Source organism: Streptomyces sp. NPDC002853, assembly GCF_053591915.1.
The window spans coordinates 300,016-319,918 of sequence record NZ_JBSFUS010000004.1 but is presented as its reverse complement, the minus strand read 5'-3'; the positions used below and the strand labels follow the sequence as shown (position 1 = coordinate 319,918).

At 70.3% G+C, this 19,903-nt stretch carries 18 protein-coding genes; 9 read left to right on the top strand and 9 right to left on the bottom strand.

Annotation, left to right across the window (positions count from 1 at the left end; genetic code table 11):
* Nucleotides 1-106: 106 nt before the first annotated feature.
* The 3 genes from uvrA to ACWD02_RS12635 all read right to left on the bottom strand — a co-directional run bounded on the left by uvrA (nt 107) and on the right by ACWD02_RS12635 (nt 3,811).
* Complete coding sequence (gene uvrA / locus ACWD02_RS12645; protein WP_451208305.1) at nt 107-2,599, bottom strand: excinuclease ABC subunit UvrA; 2,493 nt, start codon at nt 2,597-2,599, stop codon at nt 107-109.
* A gap of 68 nt (nt 2,600-2,667) precedes the next feature.
* A complete protein-coding gene (locus ACWD02_RS12640; protein WP_451208302.1) occupies nt 2,668-3,162 on the bottom strand; it encodes a hemerythrin domain-containing protein in 495 nt (164 codons plus the stop codon).
* A 160-nt stretch (nt 3,163-3,322) separates the two neighbouring features.
* The gene (locus tag ACWD02_RS12635; protein WP_451208299.1) at nt 3,323-3,811 is read right to left on the bottom strand and encodes an ATP-binding protein; all 489 of its coding nucleotides are present in this window, start codon (nt 3,809-3,811) and stop codon (nt 3,323-3,325) included.
* Between the two features lie 377 nt (nt 3,812-4,188).
* On the opposite strand from ACWD02_RS12635, the gene ACWD02_RS12630 reads away from it, so the two are divergent.
* The 3 genes from ACWD02_RS12630 to ACWD02_RS12620 all read left to right on the top strand — a co-directional run bounded on the left by ACWD02_RS12630 (nt 4,189) and on the right by ACWD02_RS12620 (nt 6,691).
* A complete protein-coding gene (locus ACWD02_RS12630) occupies nt 4,189-4,998 on the top strand; it encodes an alpha/beta fold hydrolase (RefSeq protein WP_451209184.1) in 810 nt (269 codons plus the stop codon).
* A 119-nt stretch (nt 4,999-5,117) separates the two neighbouring features.
* Nucleotides 5,118-6,317 (top strand): SpoIIE family protein phosphatase, encoded by a 1,200-nt coding sequence (locus ACWD02_RS12625; protein ID WP_451209181.1) that lies wholly within the window; start codon nt 5,118-5,120, stop codon nt 6,315-6,317.
* Nucleotides 6,314-6,691, top strand: coding sequence for an STAS domain-containing protein (locus ACWD02_RS12620; RefSeq protein ID WP_451208296.1), 378 nt, complete (start codon nt 6,314-6,316; stop codon nt 6,689-6,691). Before ACWD02_RS12625 ends, ACWD02_RS12620 begins: the two co-directional genes overlap by 4 nt.
* On the opposite strand, the gene ACWD02_RS12615 is transcribed toward ACWD02_RS12620, so the two are convergent.
* Complete coding sequence (locus ACWD02_RS12615) at nt 6,685-7,152, bottom strand: peroxiredoxin (protein WP_451208293.1); 468 nt, start codon at nt 7,150-7,152, stop codon at nt 6,685-6,687. The two genes, ACWD02_RS12620 and ACWD02_RS12615, sit on opposite strands and share 7 nt — an antisense overlap.
* A gap of 252 nt (nt 7,153-7,404) precedes the next feature.
* Nucleotides 7,405-8,247 carry a SigB/SigF/SigG family RNA polymerase sigma factor gene (locus ACWD02_RS12610; RefSeq protein WP_451208290.1) on the bottom strand — a complete coding sequence of 281 codons (843 nt, stop codon included), beginning with the start codon at nt 8,245-8,247 and terminating at the stop codon, nt 7,405-7,407.
* Nucleotides 8,248-8,618: 371 nt separating this feature from the next.
* Here ACWD02_RS12610 and fdh point away from each other — a divergent pair, with 371 nt between their 5' ends.
* The 3 genes from fdh to nrfD are packed head-to-tail and all read left to right on the top strand — an operon-like array spanning nt 8,619 to nt 13,725.
* On the top strand, nt 8,619-11,867 hold the full coding sequence (gene fdh, locus ACWD02_RS12605) for a formate dehydrogenase (RefSeq protein WP_451208286.1): 3,249 nt from the start codon (nt 8,619-8,621) through the stop codon (nt 11,865-11,867).
* Nucleotides 11,864-12,784, top strand: a complete 921-nt coding sequence (locus ACWD02_RS12600) for a 4Fe-4S dicluster domain-containing protein (RefSeq protein ID WP_451208282.1) — start codon at nt 11,864-11,866, stop codon at nt 12,782-12,784. The genes fdh and ACWD02_RS12600 overlap by 4 nt, the downstream gene beginning before the upstream one ends.
* A 50-nt stretch (nt 12,785-12,834) precedes the next feature.
* On the top strand, nt 12,835-13,725 hold the full coding sequence (gene nrfD / locus ACWD02_RS12595) for an NrfD/PsrC family molybdoenzyme membrane anchor subunit (protein ID WP_451209179.1): 891 nt from the start codon (nt 12,835-12,837) through the stop codon (nt 13,723-13,725).
* A gap of 39 nt (nt 13,726-13,764) precedes the next feature.
* Here the strand turns inward: nrfD and ACWD02_RS12590 are convergent, their stop codons facing one another.
* Together ACWD02_RS12590 and ACWD02_RS12585 are read right to left on the bottom strand one after the other, a co-directional pair.
* Nucleotides 13,765-14,004, bottom strand: a complete 240-nt coding sequence (locus tag ACWD02_RS12590; protein WP_451208279.1) for a DUF5133 domain-containing protein — start codon at nt 14,002-14,004, stop codon at nt 13,765-13,767.
* Nucleotides 14,005-14,094: 90 nt separating this feature from the next.
* The gene (locus ACWD02_RS12585) at nt 14,095-15,033 is read right to left on the bottom strand and encodes a LysR family transcriptional regulator (RefSeq protein WP_451208275.1); all 939 of its coding nucleotides are present in this window, start codon (nt 15,031-15,033) and stop codon (nt 14,095-14,097) included.
* 73 nt (nt 15,034-15,106) lie between these two features.
* On the opposite strand from ACWD02_RS12585, the gene ACWD02_RS12580 reads away from it, so the two are divergent.
* Nucleotides 15,107-15,934, top strand: coding sequence for an EamA family transporter (locus ACWD02_RS12580; protein ID WP_451208272.1), 828 nt, complete (start codon nt 15,107-15,109; stop codon nt 15,932-15,934).
* 75 nt (nt 15,935-16,009) lie between these two features.
* Here ACWD02_RS12580 and ACWD02_RS12575 read toward each other — a convergent pair whose 3' ends face one another.
* Nucleotides 16,010-16,918, bottom strand: a complete 909-nt coding sequence (locus tag ACWD02_RS12575; protein WP_451208270.1) for an RNA polymerase sigma factor SigF — start codon at nt 16,916-16,918, stop codon at nt 16,010-16,012.
* 307 nt (nt 16,919-17,225) lie between these two features.
* Between ACWD02_RS12575 and ACWD02_RS12570 the strand changes: the two genes are divergently transcribed.
* Nucleotides 17,226-18,386, top strand: a complete 1,161-nt coding sequence (locus tag ACWD02_RS12570; RefSeq protein WP_451208268.1) for a PP2C family protein-serine/threonine phosphatase — start codon at nt 17,226-17,228, stop codon at nt 18,384-18,386.
* A gap of 43 nt (nt 18,387-18,429) precedes the next feature.
* Here the strand turns inward: ACWD02_RS12570 and ACWD02_RS12565 are convergent, their stop codons facing one another.
* Complete coding sequence (locus ACWD02_RS12565) at nt 18,430-18,927, bottom strand: MarR family winged helix-turn-helix transcriptional regulator (RefSeq protein ID WP_451208266.1); 498 nt, start codon at nt 18,925-18,927, stop codon at nt 18,430-18,432.
* A 708-nt stretch (nt 18,928-19,635) separates the two neighbouring features.
* Here ACWD02_RS12565 and ACWD02_RS12560 point away from each other — a divergent pair.
* Nucleotides 19,636-19,878 carry a hypothetical protein gene (locus ACWD02_RS12560; protein ID WP_451208263.1) on the top strand — a complete coding sequence of 81 codons (243 nt, stop codon included), beginning with the start codon at nt 19,636-19,638 and terminating at the stop codon, nt 19,876-19,878.
* Nucleotides 19,879-19,903: the final 25 nt, after the last annotated feature.

Below are 19,903 nucleotides of genomic sequence, written 5' to 3'. Positions count from 1 at the left end.
TCTGGGCGGGGGCGACTGATCGCTCCTTTCTAACCGATCAGTCGGCTCTCGGGCGGGGCGGGCCGGATGACGAGACAACCGGGGCCGCCCGCGTCGCCGACCCCGCTCAGGAGCGCCGCAACCGCGGCGCGAGGTAGGGGGCGGTGGCGCTGCGCCGTGACCGGGCGACCTTGGCGGGTGTGCCGGTCGCCACCACCCGGCCGCCCGCGTCGCCGCCGCCCGGCCCGAGGTCGACGACCCAGTCGGCGGTGGCGATCGTGTCGAGGTCGTGCTCGACCAGGACGACCGTGTTGTCGGCGTCGACGAGCCGGTGCAGCTGGCGGAGCAGCAGGGCGATGTCCGCGGGGTGCAGGCCCGCGGTCGGCTCGTCGAGCAGGTAGAGCGCGTGGCCGCGGCGGGCCCGCTGGAGCTCGGTGGCGAGCTTGATGCGCTGGGCCTCACCACCGCTGAGCTCCGTCGCCGGCTGGCCGAGGCGCAGGTATCCCAGGCCCACCTCCCGGAGTGTTTCGAGGCTTCGGGAGGCAGCGGGCACATCGGCGAGGAACGTGGCGGCGTCGTCGACGGACAGCGCGAGCACGTCCGCGATGTGCTTGCCCCGGTAGGTCACTTCCAGGGTCTCGGCGTTGTACCGCGCGCCGTGGCACGTCGGGCACGGGGCGTAGGTTCCCGGCAGGAACAGCAGCTCGACCGTGACGAAGCCTTCGCCCTGGCACGTCTCGCACCGGCCGTCGGGAACGTTGAAGGAGAAGCGGCCGGGCGAGTAGCCGCGCTCCCGGGCCTCGTCCGTCGCCGCGTACACCTTGCGTACGGCATCGAACATCCCGGTGTACGTCGCCAGGTTGGAGCGGGGTGTGCGGCCGATGGGCCGCTGGTCGACGCGGACGAGACGGTCGAAGGATTCGAGGCCTTCCGCGTCCCGTACGTCGACTTCGAGCGCCGCCTGGCCGGGCTCCCCGTGGTCCGCGTGCTCCTCGTCTTCGGGCGCGAGCCCGAGGTGGGTGCGCACGACCTCGGCGAGCACCTGCGTGACCAGCGTCGACTTCCCGGAGCCCGAGACGCCGGTGACCGCCGTCAGCACGCCGAGCGGCACGTCCACGGACACGTCCCGCAGGTTGTGCCGGGACACCCCGCGCAGGTGCAGCCACCCCTGCGGCTTGCGGGGGCGATGGGCGACCGGCTCGGCGCGTCCGAACAGGTAGCGGCTCGTGGCCGACTCCTCGACCTTTTCCAGACCGGCCACCGGACCGCTGTACAGCACCCGGCCGCCCGCCTCGCCGGCGCCGGGCCCGATGTCGACGACCCAGTCCGCCCGCCGTACGACGTCCATGTCGTGCTCCACGACGAACAGCGAGTTGCCCGCGGCCTTCAGCCGGTCCAGGACGTCGAGCAGTGGCTCCGCGTCGGCGGGGTGCAGCCCCGCCGACGGCTCGTCCAGCACGTAGACGACGCCGAACAGCCCGGACCGCAGCTGGGTGGCGATCCGCAGGCGTTGCGCCTCGCCGGGGGAGAGGGTCGTCGAGCGGCGGCCGAGGCTGAGGTAGCCGAGCCCGAGGCCGAGCAGCACCTCGACGCGTGCGACCACGTCGGCGCAGATCCGTACGGCGACCTCGGTGCTCTCCCCGGATCGGGCGGACGAGATCGCGGCCGAGGCCTCCGGCAGTTCCGCGACGGGCCGCAGCAGGTCCGCGACCTCGGCGAGCGGCAGCGCGTTGACCTCGGCGACGGAATGCCCCGCGAAGGTGACCGCGAGCGCCTCGGGCCGCAGACCGCTGCCCTCGCACTCGGGGCAGGGCACCCCTTGGACGAACCGCATCGCGCGATCGCGCATCCGCTGGCTCTTGGAGTCGGCGAGGACATGCATGACATGCTTGCGGGCGCTCCAGAACTTGCCGTAATAGCCGTAGTCGACGCGCCCCGGCTCGGGCTCGATGAGCACGGACGGCTGCTCGTCGGTATACAGCAGCCACTCCCTGTCCTTCTTCTTGAGCCTGCGCCACGGCCTGTCGATGTCGATGCCGAGGCCGCTCACGATGCTGCGCAGGTTCGCCCCCTGCCAGGCGCCCGGCCAGGCCGCGATGGCACCGTCCCGGATGCTCAGCGACGGGTCAGGGACGAGCAGCTGCTCGGTGACGTCGTGCACGGCGCCGAGCCCGTGGCACTCGGGGCAGGCGCCCGCCGACGTGTTGGGCGAGAACGCCTCGGCCTCCAGCCGTTCGGCGTCCGGCGGATAGGTCCCGGCCCGGGAGTAGAGGATGCGCAGCAGGTTGGACAGCGTGGTGAGCGTGCCGACCGTGGACCGCGAACTGGGTGCCCCGCGACGTTGCTGCAGCGCCACGGCGGGCGGCAGCCCGGTGATCTCCTGCACGTGCGGCGCACCGACCTGCTGCAGCAGCCGACGGGCATAGGGCGCGACGGACTCGAAGTACCGGCGCTGGGCCTCGGCGTAGAGCGTGCCGAAGGCGAGCGAGGACTTGCCCGAGCCGGAGACGCCGGTGAAGGCGACCATCGCGTCCCGGGGAATGTCCACGTCCACGTTCCGCAGATTGTGCTCGTTGGCTCCCCGGACACGCACGCAATGGCCGGCCGCGTTTTCTTCCATGGAATGTTCTTTAACCGTTTCGGCCGTGACGGCTGGCCGCCACGCGAATGAAACGGCTCTCAGGGACGTCAGTCCTTCACGATGCGGCGGACGTTGTCGACGCTTCCGCAGCCCGCCTTGAGGTGCTTGTCGCGTTCCTTGGTGAAAGCGGTGCCCAATTCCTCGCGGCGTTCCATGGCCACGTTCTCGCGTGCTCCGTTGAGGATCGTCCGCTCCTCCTCGTCGGTGTGGTGGGTCACCGCCTCGACGAGCTTCTCCAGTTTCTCGTCCCAGTCGTCGGAGCCGACGTCGTCCACCTCCAGGAGGGCAAGCAGCGCTTCGTTGCCCTCCTCGTGCTCCTCGACGCCGTGTTCGACCTCTTCGTTGTCGATGTCCCGGTAGCGCCTGAGGGCCGGGTAGACCTCGGCTTCCTCCGCGAGCGCGTGCGCGATGAGCAGGTCGGCGAACTTCTTCAGGGCCTCTGCCCGTTCGGCCTCCACGCTGCGCATGGCGCGGAACAGTTCTTCCATCCGCCGGTGATCGTCGAGGATCAGCTCCACGACGTCCGTTGCCTTGTCCGGCATGTCGGTTCTCCTTCTCGGCAGGGGGCAGCGGGCTCGGCACGCGAGCGCCGTACAGATACCTAGCGCGCTCGCCGTTCCACGAGGTGCCTCGTGTACCCGGCCGTCGCGTGTGTCACTCCTGCGGCCTACCGAGGGCGGGAGGTCCGGCGCTGTGAGCCGATCAGTGGGCGCTGTGGGGGACGCCGGCTTCTCGGACGCCTGTGGCCGGTTCGCCGGCCAGGGCGATGCGGGCGGTGACGCGCTTGCCGGCCGGTTCGAGCTGGACGTGGAAATCTTGGGCGACGGCCTTGACGATCTCCAGGCCGTGCCCGCCGATCCTGCGCGGGTCCTCGGAGCGTGCGACGGGGCGGGTACGGGCGCTGTCGTGCACGGTCACCGCCACCGTGGAGTCCACGATGCGCAGCTCCATCAGCATCGGCCCGGGTGCGTACTTGCGGGCGTTGGTGACCAGTTCGCTGACCACCAGCTGCGTCAGGTCCATCGCGCGGGCGGAGATGTCGACGTCCTGGTCCGCCTGGGCGCGGGTGAGGAAGTCGAGGGCGAGGTGACGTGCTTGCGCGATGGAGGAATCCACGTCGTTCAAAGGAACGGCGAGGCCCATGAGCTGTGCTGCCGTCGACCCCTCGCCGCCACTACCGGCTGACTCCATGTCCTCTCCACCTTCGTCCCCGCGTCCCCGTTTCCTGCTCCCTTACCCTGCTGGACGCGTCACATTCTGCTCCGGCCCCGGATCGACGGCCCCATCGAGCGAAGCCGTCCGCCCGAACCGTCGGGCACACCCGGCGCATGCCCGGGCCCCGCGCCGCACCAGCGAGTGCAGTCGAGAACATGGTGACAGACACACGCCAGGCACGCCCCGTGCTTCACGTGCGTACCCATCGCGAGATGAATGACGTGCGACACGCGGCGCGGGCCTGGTCGGGCGACCCGCCGGCCGGCGCGGCGGTGGAACAGGGCGTGACCAGGCACGGGCCGTACGGCGGCCTCGATGAAGCAGTCGGCGGGGATTCTGCGACGATGTGGCCCATGGCTGCAGTGAGCAGGAATCATGTGACGGTCACCGGCCGCGCCGGAGGGCCCGTGGTGATGCTGGCGCACGGCTTCGGATGCGACCAGAACATGTGGCGGCTCGTGGTGCCGATCCTCGAGCGCGATTACACCGTGGTCCTGTTCGACCACGTCGGAGCCGGGCGCTCCGATCTGTCGGCGTGGAGCGAGGAACGCTATTCCTCGCTCGAGGGCTATGTGGAAGATGTGCTGGAGATCTGCCGTGAGCTGGCGCTCGGCCCGGTGACGTTCGTGGGTCACTCGGTGAGCGCGATGATGGGCGTCCTTGCCGCGGCGCGGGAGCCGGAGGCATTTGCCGGGCTGGTGCTGCTGGCGCCGTCGCCGTGCTTCATCGACGATCCGGCCGAGGGATATCGCGGCGGCTTCAGCGCCGAGGACATCGATGAACTCCTCGGCTCGCTGGATGCGAACTATCTGGGCTGGTCGGGTGCCATGGCCCCGGTGATCATGGGCAATCCCGAGCGGCCGGAACTGGGCGAGGAACTGACCAACAGCTTCTGCCGCACCGATCCGGACATCGCCCGCGTCTTCGCCCGTGTCACATTCCTTTCCGACAATCGTGAGGACCTCGCCAAGGTCAGCGTGCCCACTCTGATCGCGCAGTGCTCCCGTGACGCGATCGCGCCCCCGGAGGTCGGAGCCTTCGTCCACGACCGGATCCCCGGCAGCCGTATCGTCACCCTGAACGCGACCGGCCACTGCCCCCAGCTCGCCGCACCGGAGGAAACGGCCGCCGCGATCACCGGCTTCGTCGGAGGCGCGAGATGATGAGCAGGACCAGCGACGGCGGGGGCGGCGAGCCCTCGGAGCCGGAGGAACAGTCGGAGGAACAGCCCGAGGAGTGGGTCGGAGAACAGCGTGAGGAGCGGTCCGCGGATCCCTCGGCGATGTTCTCCGCTCTGCTGGAGGACAGCGTCGAGGACCTGTACGAGCACGCCCCGTGCGGATACCTCTCCACGCTCCTCGACGGCACCATCGCCAAGATCAACATGACGTTGCTCGACTGGCTCGGATACGCCCGTGAGGACCTTGTGGGCCGCAAGACGTTCTCCGACCTGCTGACCGTGGGCGGCCGGCTCTACCACGAGACGCATTTCGGGCCCCTGCTGCAGATGCAGGGCGAGCTCAGCGGTGTCGCCCTGGAACTCAAAAGGGCCGACGGCAGCCGCCTGCCCGTCCTGGTGACCTCCACGGTCAAGACCGGCAGCGACGGGCAGCCGCTGCTCATTCGCACCACTGTCTTCGACGCACGCGACCGACGCTCGTACGAGACCGAACTGCTGCGCGCCCGGCAGGAAGCCGAACGCGAGCGCGAAGAGCTCAAGCGACTCAACGCCGTCCTCCAGCAGACGCTGTTGCCCCCGGCGCTCGTGAGCGTGCCCGGTCTTGAGGTGGCCGCGCACTACCACATCGCCTCCACGGACATGGTCGGCGGCGACTTCTACGATCTGTTCCCCCTGGCCGCCGGTACGTGGGGACTGTTCCTGGGGGACGTGTGCGGCAAGGGCGCCGCCGCCGCGGCCATCACCTCCCTGGCCCGCTACACCCTGCGTGCCGCCGCCGTCTACGACCCCGATCCGGCCGCGGTCCTCGCCAACCTCAACACGGTCCTCAACCACGAGTACAACGGCGACGACCCCCGCTTCTGCACGGTCATCTTCGGGCTGCTCACCCCCGACCCCGAGGGGGGCGGCTTCCGCGTCACCCTGGCCAGCGGCGGCCACCCCCCGGCCCTGCTCATGCGGGCGGACGGCAGCGCCGATCATCTGCCGACCCCCGGCGGGCAGCTCATCGGGGTCCTGCCCGACGCGCACATCGCCACCACGACCATCTGCCTCGCGGCGGGCGACACCCTGCTGCTGTACACCGACGGCCTCACCGAAGCCCACACGGCTTCGAACAGCGACGACGACCGCTACGGGGACGAAGCCCTCCTCGGCTTCACCCAGGCGCTGGCGCCGACGACGGCTCCGGCCACCGTGGCATCGATCCGCGACCTGCTCGACACCTTCGGCGCCGGCGTCGAGGACGACACCGCTGTCCTCGCCATCAGCGTGCCCCTACCGATCAGTGAAGAGCAGCAGTGACCCAGCTAGCCGTCCGCACCCGGACCACCGCCACGGGACCCGTCGTCGAACTGACGGGAGAGCTGGACCACGAGAGCTGCTCCCAGCTCCGCGGTGTCCTGCCCGGCCTTTCCGTGCGGCGTGGCCAGCAGCTCGTCGTCGACCTGACGGGCGTCACCCTCTGCGATTCGAGCGGCATCAGCGCACTGATCGCCGCCCGCAACCACGCCCTCGCCGCCGGTGCGGCCATTGCCCTGGCGGCGGTGCCGGGGCGCATCAGCCGCATCCTCGCACTGGTGGGCCTGAGCCAGGTCTTCCCCACGTACCCCACGGCGCTCGCGGCGGAAGAGGCCTGGTCAGCTTCCGCCGCCCGTCCTGGAGGGCGGGCCTACTGACCGGCGGCCGACCGCAGTGCCGCCAGCGCCCGGTCCGCGTGGGCGCTCATCCGGAACTCGCTGCGGACCACCTCGATCACGCGCCGGTCGGTGCCGATGACGAACGTGGTCCGCCTGGTCGGCAGGGGGCCGAAGCCGCGTGCCACGCCGAACCGCCCACGTACGACGCCCTCCGGGTCGGACAGCAGCGGGAACCCGAAGGTGTGCCGCCCCGCGAACTCGCGCTGGCGTTCCACGGCGTCCGAGCTGATCCCCACCGGCCTGGCGCCCACCGCCGCGAACTCCGCCGCAAGGTCCCGGAAGTGACAGGCCTGGGCGGTGCAGCCGGGGGTCATGGCCGCCGGGTAGAAGAACACCACGACGGGGCCTTCGGACAGAAGCGCCGTGAGGGACGTGGACGCGCCCGTCTCGTCGGGCAGGGTGAAGTCCTCGACGAGTGAGCCGACTTGCACGCGGGTCATCGCTGCACTCCTCGGCCGGGGCGGAGGAGGGCGGGAGCGGGGAGAGGCGGCGACGCGGACACAGGGTCTCCAGATGGCTCGGCATCACAAGGCAGCGTGACTCGCGATACTACTCGCCGGTAAGGAGTCGTGTGCTCGGCTGGGTTGGCCGTGAGGGGGAGCTCGGGGTCGGGCGGTGGTTGCTGAGCCCCTGGGGCGGCCCTGGCGCCCCAGGGACTCGGCGCGGGCGGCGCGTGGTTCACGCGCCCGCGGTCATGCGGCCTGAGCGTGCCCGGCGCCGTCTTCTCCGCGGACGGCTTCCGCGCGCACACGGGCGCAACTGGTGGTGATGAGGCGGGAGACGTGCATCTGGGAGATGCCGAGCTCCTCGGCGATCCTGCTCTGCGTCATGTCCTCGAAGAAGCGCAGGTACAGGATGGTCCGTTCACGCTCCGGCAGCCGTCGCAGACCCGTCTTGGCGGCCTCCCGGTCGGTGATGCAGTCGTAGGCGGGATCGGTGGCCCCAAGAGTGTCGGCCAGGCTGAAGCCATCGGGGTCGAAGGACATCTCGGCGTCCAGCGACAGGGCGCTGTAACTCGTCATGGCCTCCATCCCCTCACGGACCTCGCCCTCGGTCAGCCCCGCCAGTTCGGCGACGTCCGCCGACCTGGGCTCGGTGTCGCTGCCCGGCCGGTCCATGAGGTCGCGGCGCGCGACCCGGACCTTGTTGCGCAGCTCCTGGACGCGACGGGGCACGCGTACGTCCCACATGCGGTCGCGGAAGTGCCGGCGCAGCTCACCGGTGATGGTGGGCACGGCGTAGCTCTCGAAGGCGCCGCGCTCCGGCTCGTACCGGTTGACCGCCTTGATCAGGCCCATCGCGGCGACCTGCCGCAGATCCTCGAGGTTCTCCCCCTTGTTGCGGAAGCGGCCGGCCAGCCGGTGTGCCATCGGCAGCCAGGCCGTCACGATCTCCTCGCAGAGCAGGTCGTACTCGGGTCCGCCGTCAAGAGCGGCGAGCCGCGTGAAGGCCGCCGCGGTGTCGGGAGCGTCCTCGTGGAGGTGCCGGGGGCCATTGCGACGGCGGGCGGCGGGTGCGTTGAGATCGGTAAGCATCTGGAATCGCTCCTAAGCGGTGGGCTGGCAGGTGACCGCGGAGGAACGGAGTGGCCCGGAGCCGGGCATCCGACGGGAGAAGACATACCGCTCCCCGCGAATGCGCCTCCGGTCCGAAGCACGAAGTCCGCCTGCCCCTGGACTCGGAGGGGAAACAAAAAGCAGCTGAGGGCATGCGCACAGAACCGTCGGCGAAGGCCCATAGGCGAGGTGGTGGAGCATGTGGGGCGATGTATCGGCCGGCCGTTCACGGGTACCTGGTCGCACGCAGCGGCGGGACGCCCGGCTCGCCGCCCCAGCCGTACTGGGCGAGCCTGGAGCAGGTGCCCGTCGCCGGACGCGGGCGCCATGGACGCAGGGAAGGTCGTGCCATGGGCGTGCGCAGGCGGATCAGCCGATGGCCTGTCTACCGGCAGTTGTCCGAGAAGGACCCGCTGGGCCGCGGGCGGGCCGCCATGTCCGGGCACACGGAGCACATTCGGCCGCGTACGGACACCGCTGACCGGGTGGTTTCCTCGGTGTGTCCGTACTGTGCGGTCGGCTGCGGGCAGGAGATCTACGTCAAGGACGAGCGGGTGGTCCAGATCGAGGGCGACCCGAACTCGCCCGTCAGCCGCGGCAGGTTGTGCCCCAAGGGCTCGGCGACGCTCCAGCTCACCACCGGGGACGCCCGACGCCACCAAGTGCTCCACCGGCGCCCGTACGCCAAGGACTGGGAGCCGCTCGACCTCGACACCGCCATGGACATGGTGGCCGAGCGGGTGATCCGGACACGGCGCGCCACCTGGGAGTGGGACAACGGGCAAGGGCTGCGCACCGCCCGGACCATGGGCATCGCCAGCCTCGGGGGAGCGACCCTGGACAACGAGGAGAACTACCTCATCAAGAAGCTCCTCACGGGGCTCGGCGTGGTGCAGGTGGAGAACCAGGCCCGCGTCTGCCACAGCTCCACGGTCGCGGGCCTCGGCACCTCGTTCGGACGAGGGGGCGCGACCACTTTCATGCAAGATCTCCAGCACGCCGACTGCATCGTCATCCAGGGGTCCAACTTCGCCGAGGCGCACCCCGTGGGTTTTCAGTGGGTGATGGAGGCCAAGGCGCGCGGCGCCCACGTCATCCACGTCGACCCGCGCTACACCCGCACCAGCGCCCTCGCCGACCTGCACGTACCGATCAGGGCAGGCAGCGACATCGCCTTCCTCGGCGGGATCATCAATCATGTCCTCGCCGAGGAGAAGGACTTCAGGGAGTACGTCCTCGCCTACACCAACGCCGCCACACTCGTCGGCGAGGACTTCCGCGACACCGAGGACCTGGACGGCGTCTTCTCCGGCCTGGACGAGAACACGCGCCACTACGACCCGTCCAGCTGGCAGTACGAGGGAGTCCACGTACAGGCGCCCGCTGGTGACGTCGACGTGCAGTACGAGAAGCGCGTACGCGAATCAGGTGAGCCGGAGACGCACGGTTCGGGAGGGGCGCGGACGGGCGGGGAGCCGCCCCGCGACGAGACCCTGACGCATCCGCGCTGCGTCTACCAGATCCTCAAGCGGCACTACGCCCGCTACACGCCCGAAGTGGTCGAGGAGAGCTGCGGGGTGCCGCGTGAGACCTTTCTGCGGGTCTGCGACGCCCTGACCGCGAACTCCGGCCGCGAGCGGACCAGCGCGTTCGCCTACGCGGTCGGCTGGACCCAGCACTCGGTCGGCTCGCAGTACATCCGGGCCGCCAGTGTCCTGCAACTGCTCCTCGGGAACATCGGCCGGCCCGGAGGCGGCATCCAGGCGCTGCGCGGTCACGCCTCCATCCAGGGGTCGAGTGACATCCCGACCCTCTACAACCTGCTGCCGGGCTACCTGCCGATGCCGCACGCCCACGAGCGCCAGACGCTCGACGCGTTCATCGACGCCAGTCGTACGGACAAGGGCTTCTGGGCCGACATGCGCGCCTACTTCGTGAGCCTGCTGAAGTCCTACTACGGCGACGCGGCCACCGCCGAGAACGACTTCTGTTTCGACCACCTGCCACGGCTGACCGGCTCGCACTCCACGTACGAGACGGTCATGGCGCAGCTGGACGGCGTCTGCAAGGGCTACTTCCTGATGGGCGAGAACCCCGCGGTGGGTTCCGCCAACACCCGGCTGCAGCGCCTCGGGATGGCCAACCTGGAATGGCTGGTCGTACGCGACTTCTCGCTGATCGAGTCCGCGACCTGGTGGCAGGACGGCCCCGAGATCGAGACGGGCGAGATGCGTACCGAGGACATCGGCACCGAGGTGTTCTTCTTTCCCGCCGCCGCGCACACGGAGAAGTCGGGTTCGTTCACCAACACCAACCGCTGGGTGCAGTGGCATCACGCGGCCGTCGAGCCGCGCGGGGACGCGCGCAGCGACCTGTGGTTCACGTACCACCTGGGCCGGCGCATCAAGGCGAAACTGGCCGGGTCCAGCGACCCGATGGACCAGCCCGTGCACGACCTGACCTGGGACTACCCGGTCGAGGGGCCGCTGGAGGAGCCGGTGGCCGCCACCGTGCTCGCCGAGATCAACGGTCACGGCGCCGACGGCGCCCCGCTGTCGGCGTACACGGAGCTGAGGGACGACGGTTCGACGCGGTGCGGCTGCTGGATCTACTGCGGGGTGTACGCGGACGGCGTCAACCAGGCGGCCCGCCGCAAGCCCGGCAAGGAGCAGGACTGGGTCGCCGCCGAGTGGGCCTGGGCGTGGCCCGCCAACCGCCGCATCCTCTACAACCGGGCATCGGCCGCCCCCGACGGCACACCGTGGAGCGAGCGCAAGGCCTACATCTGGTGGGACGAGGCCGACGGGAAGTGGAAGGGGCACGACGTCCCGGACTTCGTGCCGGACCGGGCCCCGGATCACGTACCCCCGAAGGGCGCGACCGGTGCCGACGCGCTGCGCGGCGACGACGCCTTCATCATGCAGGCCGACGGCAAGGGCTGGCTGTACGCACCCGCGGGCCTTGAGGACGGTCCGCTGCCCACCCACTACGAACCGCAGGACTCGCCGTTCCCCAACGCGCTCTACCCCTCGACGCCGCGTTCTCCGGTACGGCAGTTGCTGCCACGGGAGGGCAACCGCTACCACCCCAGCGCGGGCGAGCCCGGCAGTCACGTCTTCCCGTACATCGTCACGACCCACCGCCTCACCGAGCACTTCACGGCCGGCGGCATGAGCCGCTGGTCGCCCTATCTCTCCGAACTGCAGCCCGAGTTCTTCTGCGAGGTCTCGCCGCAGCTCGCCGCGGAGCGCGGTCTCGAACACGCCGGGTGGGCCACCATCATCACGGCCCGCAACGCGATCGAGGCCAGGGTCATGGTCACCGCACGGATCAAGCCCCTCACCGTGCACGGGCGCACGGTCCATCAGATCGGCCTGCCCTTCCACTGGGGCCCCAACGGCGTGGCCACCGGGGACGCGGCCAACGAACTGGTGGCCATCGCGCTGGACCCCAACGCCCACATCCAGGAGGACAAGGCCCTCACCGCGGACATCCGGCCCGGGCGCCGCCCGCGCGGTCCGGCACTGCCCGAGCTGGTCGCCGAGTATCGCAGGCGGGCCGGCATCACTGCGACCACGGGTACGGAGGCCAGGAAATGACGGAGCGCCACCTGCTGAGCGGGCTCGAACCCGACCCGGCGCGCGACGCCGGTCACCCGGAGCCGCCCCCTCGGGTCGGCTTCTTCACCGACACCTCCGTGTGCATCGGCTGCAAGGCCTGCGAGGTGGCCTGCAAGGAGTGGAACGCGCTCCCGGAGGACGGGCTCTCCCTGACCGGGATGAGTTACGACAACACCCAGGGCCTGGGCGCGTCCACCTGGCGGCACGTGGCCTTCATCGAACAGACGGTGCCCGAGCCGCAGGGGCGTACGCAGCTTCCGCTCGCCGACGGGGACGGCGCCGCCCCGGCCGCCGCGCAGGGCATGGGGGAGACCCGCTGGCTGATGTCGTCCGACGTGTGCAAGCACTGCACGCACGCGGCGTGCCTGGACGTCTGCCCGACCGGCTCCCTCTTCCGCACGGAGTTCGGCACGGTCGTCGTGCAGGACGACATCTGCAACGGCTGCGGCTACTGCGTGCCCGCCTGCCCGTACGGAGTCATCGAGCAACGCCCGTCGGACGGCCGGGCGTTCAAGTGCACCATGTGTTACGACCGGCTCGGCGCCGGACAGGAGCCCGCCTGCGCCAAGGCCTGCCCCACCCAGTCCATCCAGTTCGGGCCGCTGGAGGAGCTGCGGGAGCGGGCCGCGCTGCGTGTCGACCAACTGCACGAGGCGGGCGTGACCGGCGCCCACCTGTACGGGGACGACCCTGACGACGGGGTCGGCGGCGACGGCGCCTTCTTCCTGCTGCTCGACAGACCCGAGGTGTACGGGCTGCCCCCCGACCCCGTGGTGACCACCCGCGACCTCCCCGCCATGTGGAAACACGCGGGCGCGGCCGCCGCATCCCTGCTCGGCGGCTTCGCCCTGTCCTTCGCCTTGCCCGCTCTGGCACGCAGGAGGGGAGTCCGGTGAGCCGCCGCCGTGGAGGCCGGGGCCGTCGGGGCGGCCGGGGCGAGCAACTCATGGTGCCGGAGGCCGAGTTCGCCTCCTACTACGGAAGGCCGGTGATCAAGGCCCCGTCCTGGTCCGCCACGGACATCGCGGGATATTTCTTCCTGGGCGGCCTCGCGGGCGGCGGTTCCGTGCTGGCGGCCGGCGCGCAGCTGACGGGGCGTGGGAGCACGGCCACCGCGATGAAGATGTCGTCGCTGGGCGCCGTGTCGCTGGCCGCGGCCGCGCTCATCCACGATCTCGGGGTGCCGAGCCGCTTCCCGAACATGCTGCGGGTGTTCAAACCGACCTCACCGATGAGCGTCGGGTCGTGGCTCCTCGCCGCGTACGGGCCCGCCGCGGGGGCGGCGGCAGTCTGCGCGACCACCGGGCGCCTGCCCAGGATCGGCGCCGCAGCCACCGGCACGGCCGCCGCGCTCGGTCCGCTCGTGGCGGCGTACACCGCTGTGCTCGCCGCCGACACCGCGGTGCCCGCCTGGCACGGAGCGCACCGCGAACTTCCGTACGTCTTCGCGGCGTCCGCCACGGCTGCCGCGTCGGGTATGGCCCTCGTGACCGGCCCCTTGGACGAGTCGGCTCCGGCCCGCTGTGCCGCGGTCCTGGCCGCGGCGGCTGACGTGGCGACGGTGCGGGCGGCCGAGCAGCGCCTCGGCATGGTCGCCGAGACCTACCGGCAGGGCCGCGCCGGGCGGTTGATGCGGTGCGCCCGGTGGCTCACGGCGGCGGGCGCCGCCGGGGCGGTGGTGTGGGGCGGTCGCAGCCGCGCGGGAGCGGTGGCCGGCGGTGTGGCCCTGCTCGCCGGTTCCGCCTGCACTCGCTTCGGGATCTTCGCGGCCGGTGTCGCCTCGGCACAGGACCCGAAGTACACGGTGGTTCCGCAGCGGGCCGGAGAGGCCGGATAACAGGGGTGCCACCCGGGCGGGCGGAACCCCTTGGATGCGTCACAGAAGGGCTTCGCCCGACAGGAGGGAGTCGTCGGTGGGGCGGGCGCCGGGCAGTTGATGGCTGGCGGCCACCAGGGCGGCGTCGATGTCGCTGGTGCCGGTGGCCAGGCACAGGCTGTAGGCGACGTCTTGATACTCCTGGCGGCTCTCGGCGCTTCCCTGGTCGGCCCGCAGCAGGGCGAGGGCCTTGTAACGTTCCACCAGATCCGCCAGGACCACAGGGTGTGCCAGCAGCATGAGCATCCTCTCTCGGGGCGCGGTGCGTCCATCGCTCCGCCCGTGTGCCCGTGGAAGATCAGATCAATCTGAGTGCGGGTGAGGCGAGGCTCACGTCGCAGAGGACTCTGCCGACGCCCCCGCGTGAGCGGCCGACGCCTCGCCCAGAGCGTGCAGTCCGGCCGCCACCAGCGGGTGTGAACCGCTGCCGCGCCGTACGGCGGTCAGGTAGCGGCGCGCGGGAACGGGCGTGCCCAGCAACGGGACCCGGGTGACGGCGTGCTGGGGGAGCGGCACGATCCTCGGCATGAGACAGACGCCGAACCCCCCGGCGACGAGCAAGGAGACCGCGTACCACTCCTTGACCTGATGGGTGACGCGCGGCGTGAAGCCGGCCGCCGTGCACGCCGCCATCACCAGCGGATAGGTGTCGTTGTTCGCCTTCTTCACGACCCACGCCTCCCCGGCGGCTTCCGCGAGCGCGACTCCTTCGGGCCGGGCGAGCCGGTGCCCGACCGGAACCAGCAGGTCCTGGCGGTCGGTCAGCAGCGGGGTCTGCTCGAAGCGGGAGTCCGTGACGGGCGGCGCGTCGGGGCCGGGCAGCACGAGGGCCACGTCGGTCTCACCGGCGAGCAGCATTCGGTAGCACTCGGCGCTCTCCTCCTCGATGATCAGCGACTCCACAAGGGGGTGGGTCTCCCGCAGCCGGGCGGCGGCCGGAGCGGCGAGCGCGGCCAGCGCCGAGGACACCCCGCAGATCCGCAGCGTGCCCCTGGCGCCCTGGGTCCCCGCGCCGTGCTGGGCCAATTCCGCCTGAGCCGCCTCCCATTGGGCCCGCAGGGCGTCGGCGTGCCGGAGCATGATGTGCGCGGCCGGTGTCAGGCGCACGCGACGCCCCTCGGGGCGCAGCAACTCCACCCCCAGATCACGGGCCAGCAGCCGTAGCTGCTGGGAGACGGCCGAGGGAGTCAGATGCAGGGAGCCCGCGGTCGCGGTGACCGTGCCGTGCTCGGCGAGCGCCTGGAGGACGTGCAGCCGGTGGTCAATCATGCAGGGAAGCCTAAAGGGTTTCGTGCACATTCATTTGCTGGATGTGCACGTTCAGGGTGCAGAGCCTTGAGGCATGACGAAGCTTCCCGCTCCCGCGCTGATGCTCGGCAGCGTGCTGAGCCTTCAGTTCGGGCAGGCCTTTGGCAGGCAACTCGCCGACGCCGTCGGCGCGTCCGGGGCCGTGGCCCTGCGCCTCGGACTGGCCGCGGTGCTCCTGCTGGTCCTCTACCGGCCCTCCATGCCGCGCAGCCGTACGGATGTGGCGCTGATCCTCGGTTTCGGGACGGCCATCGCCGGGATGAACCTGATCTATCCCGCGCTGCTCCTGCTGCCGCTAGGACTGGCCAGCGCGCTCCAGCTGCTCGGCCCGATTACCCTGGCCGTGCTGACCTCGCGCCGATGGCGTGACGTGGGCTGCGCGGTCCTTGCCGGGTGCGGGGTGTTCCTCTTCCAGGTCCCCCACGGCGCCGACTTCCCGCTTCCCGGTGTGCTGCTCGCGCTTGCCGCGGGTGCGTCGATGGCCGCCTATCTGCTCCTGAGCAAGAAAGCGGGCGGCAGGAGCGCGGGAGGCGGCCCGCTGGCCCTGGCGGTGACCTGGGCGGCCGTGCTGACACTCCCGCTGGGCGTGGCGGACCAGGGAGCCGCCCTGCTTGCCCCCTCGCTTCTGCTCCCGGCGACCGTGGTGGCCGTGCTCTCGGCGGTCATCCCGTACTCCCTGGAACTGGCGGCCCTGCGGCGGTTGCCGGTCCGGACGGTGAGCGTGCTGACCAGCCTGGAGCCGACGAGCGCGGGCCTGGCGGGCGTACTGGTACTCGGCGAGGACCTGAACGTCACGCAGTGGCTGGCACTGGGATGCGTGGGAGCGGCGAGTGCGGGCGCGGCAAGGGCCCCGGAGCGCTGATGGCGCTCCGAGGCCCGCAGTTGGTGACGTGTCTGTAGGGATGTCCGATGGAAAATGCGCCGGCCGGCGGTGGCGTCAGGCCAGCATGCCCCTGCGGAGCTTGTTGAGGGTGCCGGTCAGCAGGCGGGAGATGTGCATCTGGGAGACGCCGAGCTCGGAGCCGATCTGCGACTGCGTCATCTCCTGGCCGAAGCGCAGTTCGAGGATGCGGCGCTCCCGGTCGTCGAGCTCGTCGAGGAGCGGTGCCAGGGTATGCAGATTCTCCACCGCTTCCATGGCCGGATCGGGCCCGCCCATCACATCGGCCAGGGTGCGCGTCGGCGTGGCCGCGCTCTCACCGCCGTCGGTGGGCGCCTCCAGGGAGCCCGCGGTGTAACCGTTCGAGGCGACGAGGCCGTCGATGACCTCTTGCTCGGTCAGGTCCAGGTACTCGGCGAGCTCCTTGACGGTCGGGTCGTGGTCAAGATGAGCGGCGAGTTCCTCCTTGGCCTTGGCGAGCTCCACACGCAGCTCCTGGAGGCGGCGCGGCACATGCACGGCCCAGGTGGTGTCGCGGAAGAACCGCTTGATCTCGCCGAGGATGTAAGGGACGGCGAACGTGGCGAACTCGACCTCACGGCTGAGGTCGAACCGGTCGATCGCCTTGATGAGGCCGATGGTGCCGACCTGGATGATCTCTTCCATGTCGCCGTTGCCGCGATTGCGGAACCGCCGGGCCGCGAACTGCACCAGCGTCAGGTTCATCTCGATAAGGGTGTTACGTGCGTACTGGTATTCGTGCGTGCCTTCTTCCAAGGTCTGCAGCCGGTCGAAGAACATCTTCGACAGCGCCCGGGCATCCTTGGGGGCGACCTTGTCCGTGTCCTCGATCCACGGCAGGTCACCCTCAAAAGCGGACGTCTCGGTCGACGTATGTGTGTCGAGCGCGGCTGACATCCGGTCCTCACGTGTGGTCCCGGCAGCCTGCTCAGAGATCAGTGCCATGTCTCTACCTCCCCTGGTCTACGAAGCTTCCTCGTACCGCCCCTGCCCCGGCTCAAGGCAGGCATGTGCGTTGAACCAAATTTTCTTGCTGTGGGGAAATAGTTGTCCCCGTGCATCGTACGATGTGGGAGGTTGCCCGGCTTCAGCCTGGCATTCGCCCATACCTGGCAGCCTCAGCCACCGGAGTGACTCTTCGGGCGCTCCGTGTTGGACTGAGTGCATGTCCCCGAGCGCCGAAGGCCGACGGAGCGGGGATGCTGTCGGCCGGGCCCTCAATTCGGCGTGGCTAAACGAGAAGCAGGATCACGTGGACAGATTCGCTGCCGTCGAGCGGGCGCTGCGCAACGCGGCGCCCCATTTGCTGCTCGATGTCGTGACGGGGGCGTTGCGCGAGGAGTACGGCGCACAGAGGGTGGAACTGCGGCTCGCCGACTACGGCTTGACCACCCTCCAGATGGTGGAGGAAGTGCCGTACACCACCGAGCCGGTGTCGATCCATGACAGTCCGCAGGGCAGGGCCTACGGCGCCCAGGAGCCGCGCGTCGAGTCGAGGGGCGAGGGCACGGCGACGATACATCTGCCGGTGACGGTCCGAGGGGACCGGATGGGCGTACTGACGGTCACCATCCCCGAAACACGCTTCGAGCTCGCGCACCTGCCGGAGATCCAGCGCGTCTGTGAGGCGCTGGGCCACGAGATCCTGGTCGCCGAACGCGACACCGACCTGTACCTCCTCGCGCGCAGGACCGTCCGTCTCACGCTCGCCGCCGAGATGCAGTGGCAGCTGTTGCCCGGCCGCTCGGTGTCGCGTCCGGAGTTCCAGCTGGGCGCCCACCTGGAGCCCGCGTACGCGATCTTCGGCGACAACTTCGACTGGTCGGTCTCCTCCCAGCACCTGACGCTCACCGTGACCAACGGAATGGGCGAGGGGATGGAGGCGGCGCTCCTCACCAATCTCGTGGTGAGCGCGCTGCGCAATGCCCGCCGCGCGGGGCTCGACCTCGCCGGCCAGGCGAGCCTCGCCGACCAGGCCGTCTACGCGCAGTACCGCGGCGAGCTGCACGCCTCCGTCCTGCTGCTGAGCTTCGATCTCGCCACCGGAGAGGTCGAGGTCGTCGACGCCGGATCGCCCCGCATGTGGAGGTACCGAAACCGGGCGGTCGAGTCCGTCGATGTCGACGCGCAGCTTCCGCTCGGCATGTTCGAGGAGACGGTCTACGTCGCGGAGCGTCTGCGACTGGAACCGGGTGACCGCATTCTGGTGAGCAGCGACGGGGTCTACGAGAGCGTCTCGAAGGCGGGGGAGCGGTACGGGGAGCGGGCGCTGGCGCGGTCCCTGTCGGCGCATCGCCTGCTTCCCGCGGCGCAGGTGCCACAGGCGGTGCTGCGTGATCTCGGGGAGTACCGGGGTGCGCTGCCCCTGGAGGACGACGCTCTCGTGGTCTGCCTCGACTGGTTCGGACGGTAGTCGGGGGCGAGGGCGAGCCGGCCTGCGCGCTCAGCGGTGAGGTCTAACCGGCCGAGCGCCAGGATCTGGCTCCCCCGTCGTCCTTCTCGGACGCGGTCGCCACGTCACGAAACGCCCTGAGCCCTTCGAGCAGGGCGCGGCGTGCCTTGGGCGGCATGGCGTCGATGGTGGCCATCAGTATGCTCTCGCGCCGCGCTCGCAGGTCGGTGAGATAGGCCCTGCCGTGGCCGGTGAGGCGGAGCTCCAGTTCCCGTCTGCTGACCGGACTGGGCGTGCGTTCGATCAATCCGGTGGCCTGAAGGCGGTCGCACAGGCGGCTCACCGAGGGGGGAGCCGATCCAAGGGCCTCGGAGAGCGTCCGCAGGTTGATGCCCTCCTCGCGGTCCAGCGCGTACAGCACGCGCAACTGGGACGGGGACACGGGGCCGGTCGGAACGGCCTCACGTCCCTGTTCCCACATGACCTCGAGCAGTTCGATGAACTCGGAACCCGAGTGAGCCGCATCCCGGGACCTGTGATCGGGTTCGGGACTCAGACCCATATCGATGACACTCCGATCGGCGTTGACTCACGTGTACATGTTGCCACCGGGGCACGGTCCACACCCCGGAACCGAAATAGGCCTACAAGGACACGCAGGTCGCGGAGCTTCTCGCTGGCGTTGGAGCACCGGATCGCATCTCGGCGCGGGCGGTTGTGCGACGAAGCATAGTGGAAAGCGGTCTCGGGCTCGCTGCCGAGGGGTGGGCGGGCTCATCGAGTGGAGAGTGACAGGAGCGCACGGCGGAGCGACACCGCCTCGTCGAACTCTGCCCCGAACCGATCGGCAACGGTGTCCGCCTCGCCGCAGAGCTCATCCCCATCCACGCCTCTCCCCACGTTGTGGTCGTCCGTCGCTCGTCCAGGCTCCCGCGTTCGTTCGCGGCGCCCGGCATCAACAACGCGTAAAGACTGCCGACTTACGGCAATGCGTGGCAGTCGCCCTCAAGGCCAGGATGACGAAGGCAGGAACGGGGGGCGAGTTCCGGTGCCGGGTCGCGCGAGCGGGTCCCGGCACCGGGACCCGTGCTGCTGCGAGTACGCGAGGGCGGAGGGGGCGAGGGGATGGGGGAGTTCCTGCGGGCCGTGGCCGGGTTCCCGGGCATTCTCTTCAGCGCCGCGCTCCCCGTGGTCCTGTGTTTCTGGCTGCTGGTCGCGCTCGGTGGCGCCGATGCGGAGAGCTTCGAACTCCGACGCGGACGCTCGCGCGGTGGGCCTCGGCGATGTGCCGGTCGCCGTGGCGGCTTCCTCGGTGATCGTGGTGGGCTGGTTCACCAGTTTGTCCGGGTCGGTTCTGATCGGCCGGACCGCTCTCACCGGCCTGGCCCACGCCGCGGCTGATGCTGCTCTGCTCCTGGTCTCTCTTCTGATCGCCTGGCAGGTGACGCGCCACCTCGTGCGCCCGCTGGCCAAGCTGCGTGTCGTGCGGAAACCTAAGACGTCAGATGTCTGATGCCTTGGTAGCGTGGGACGGTAGC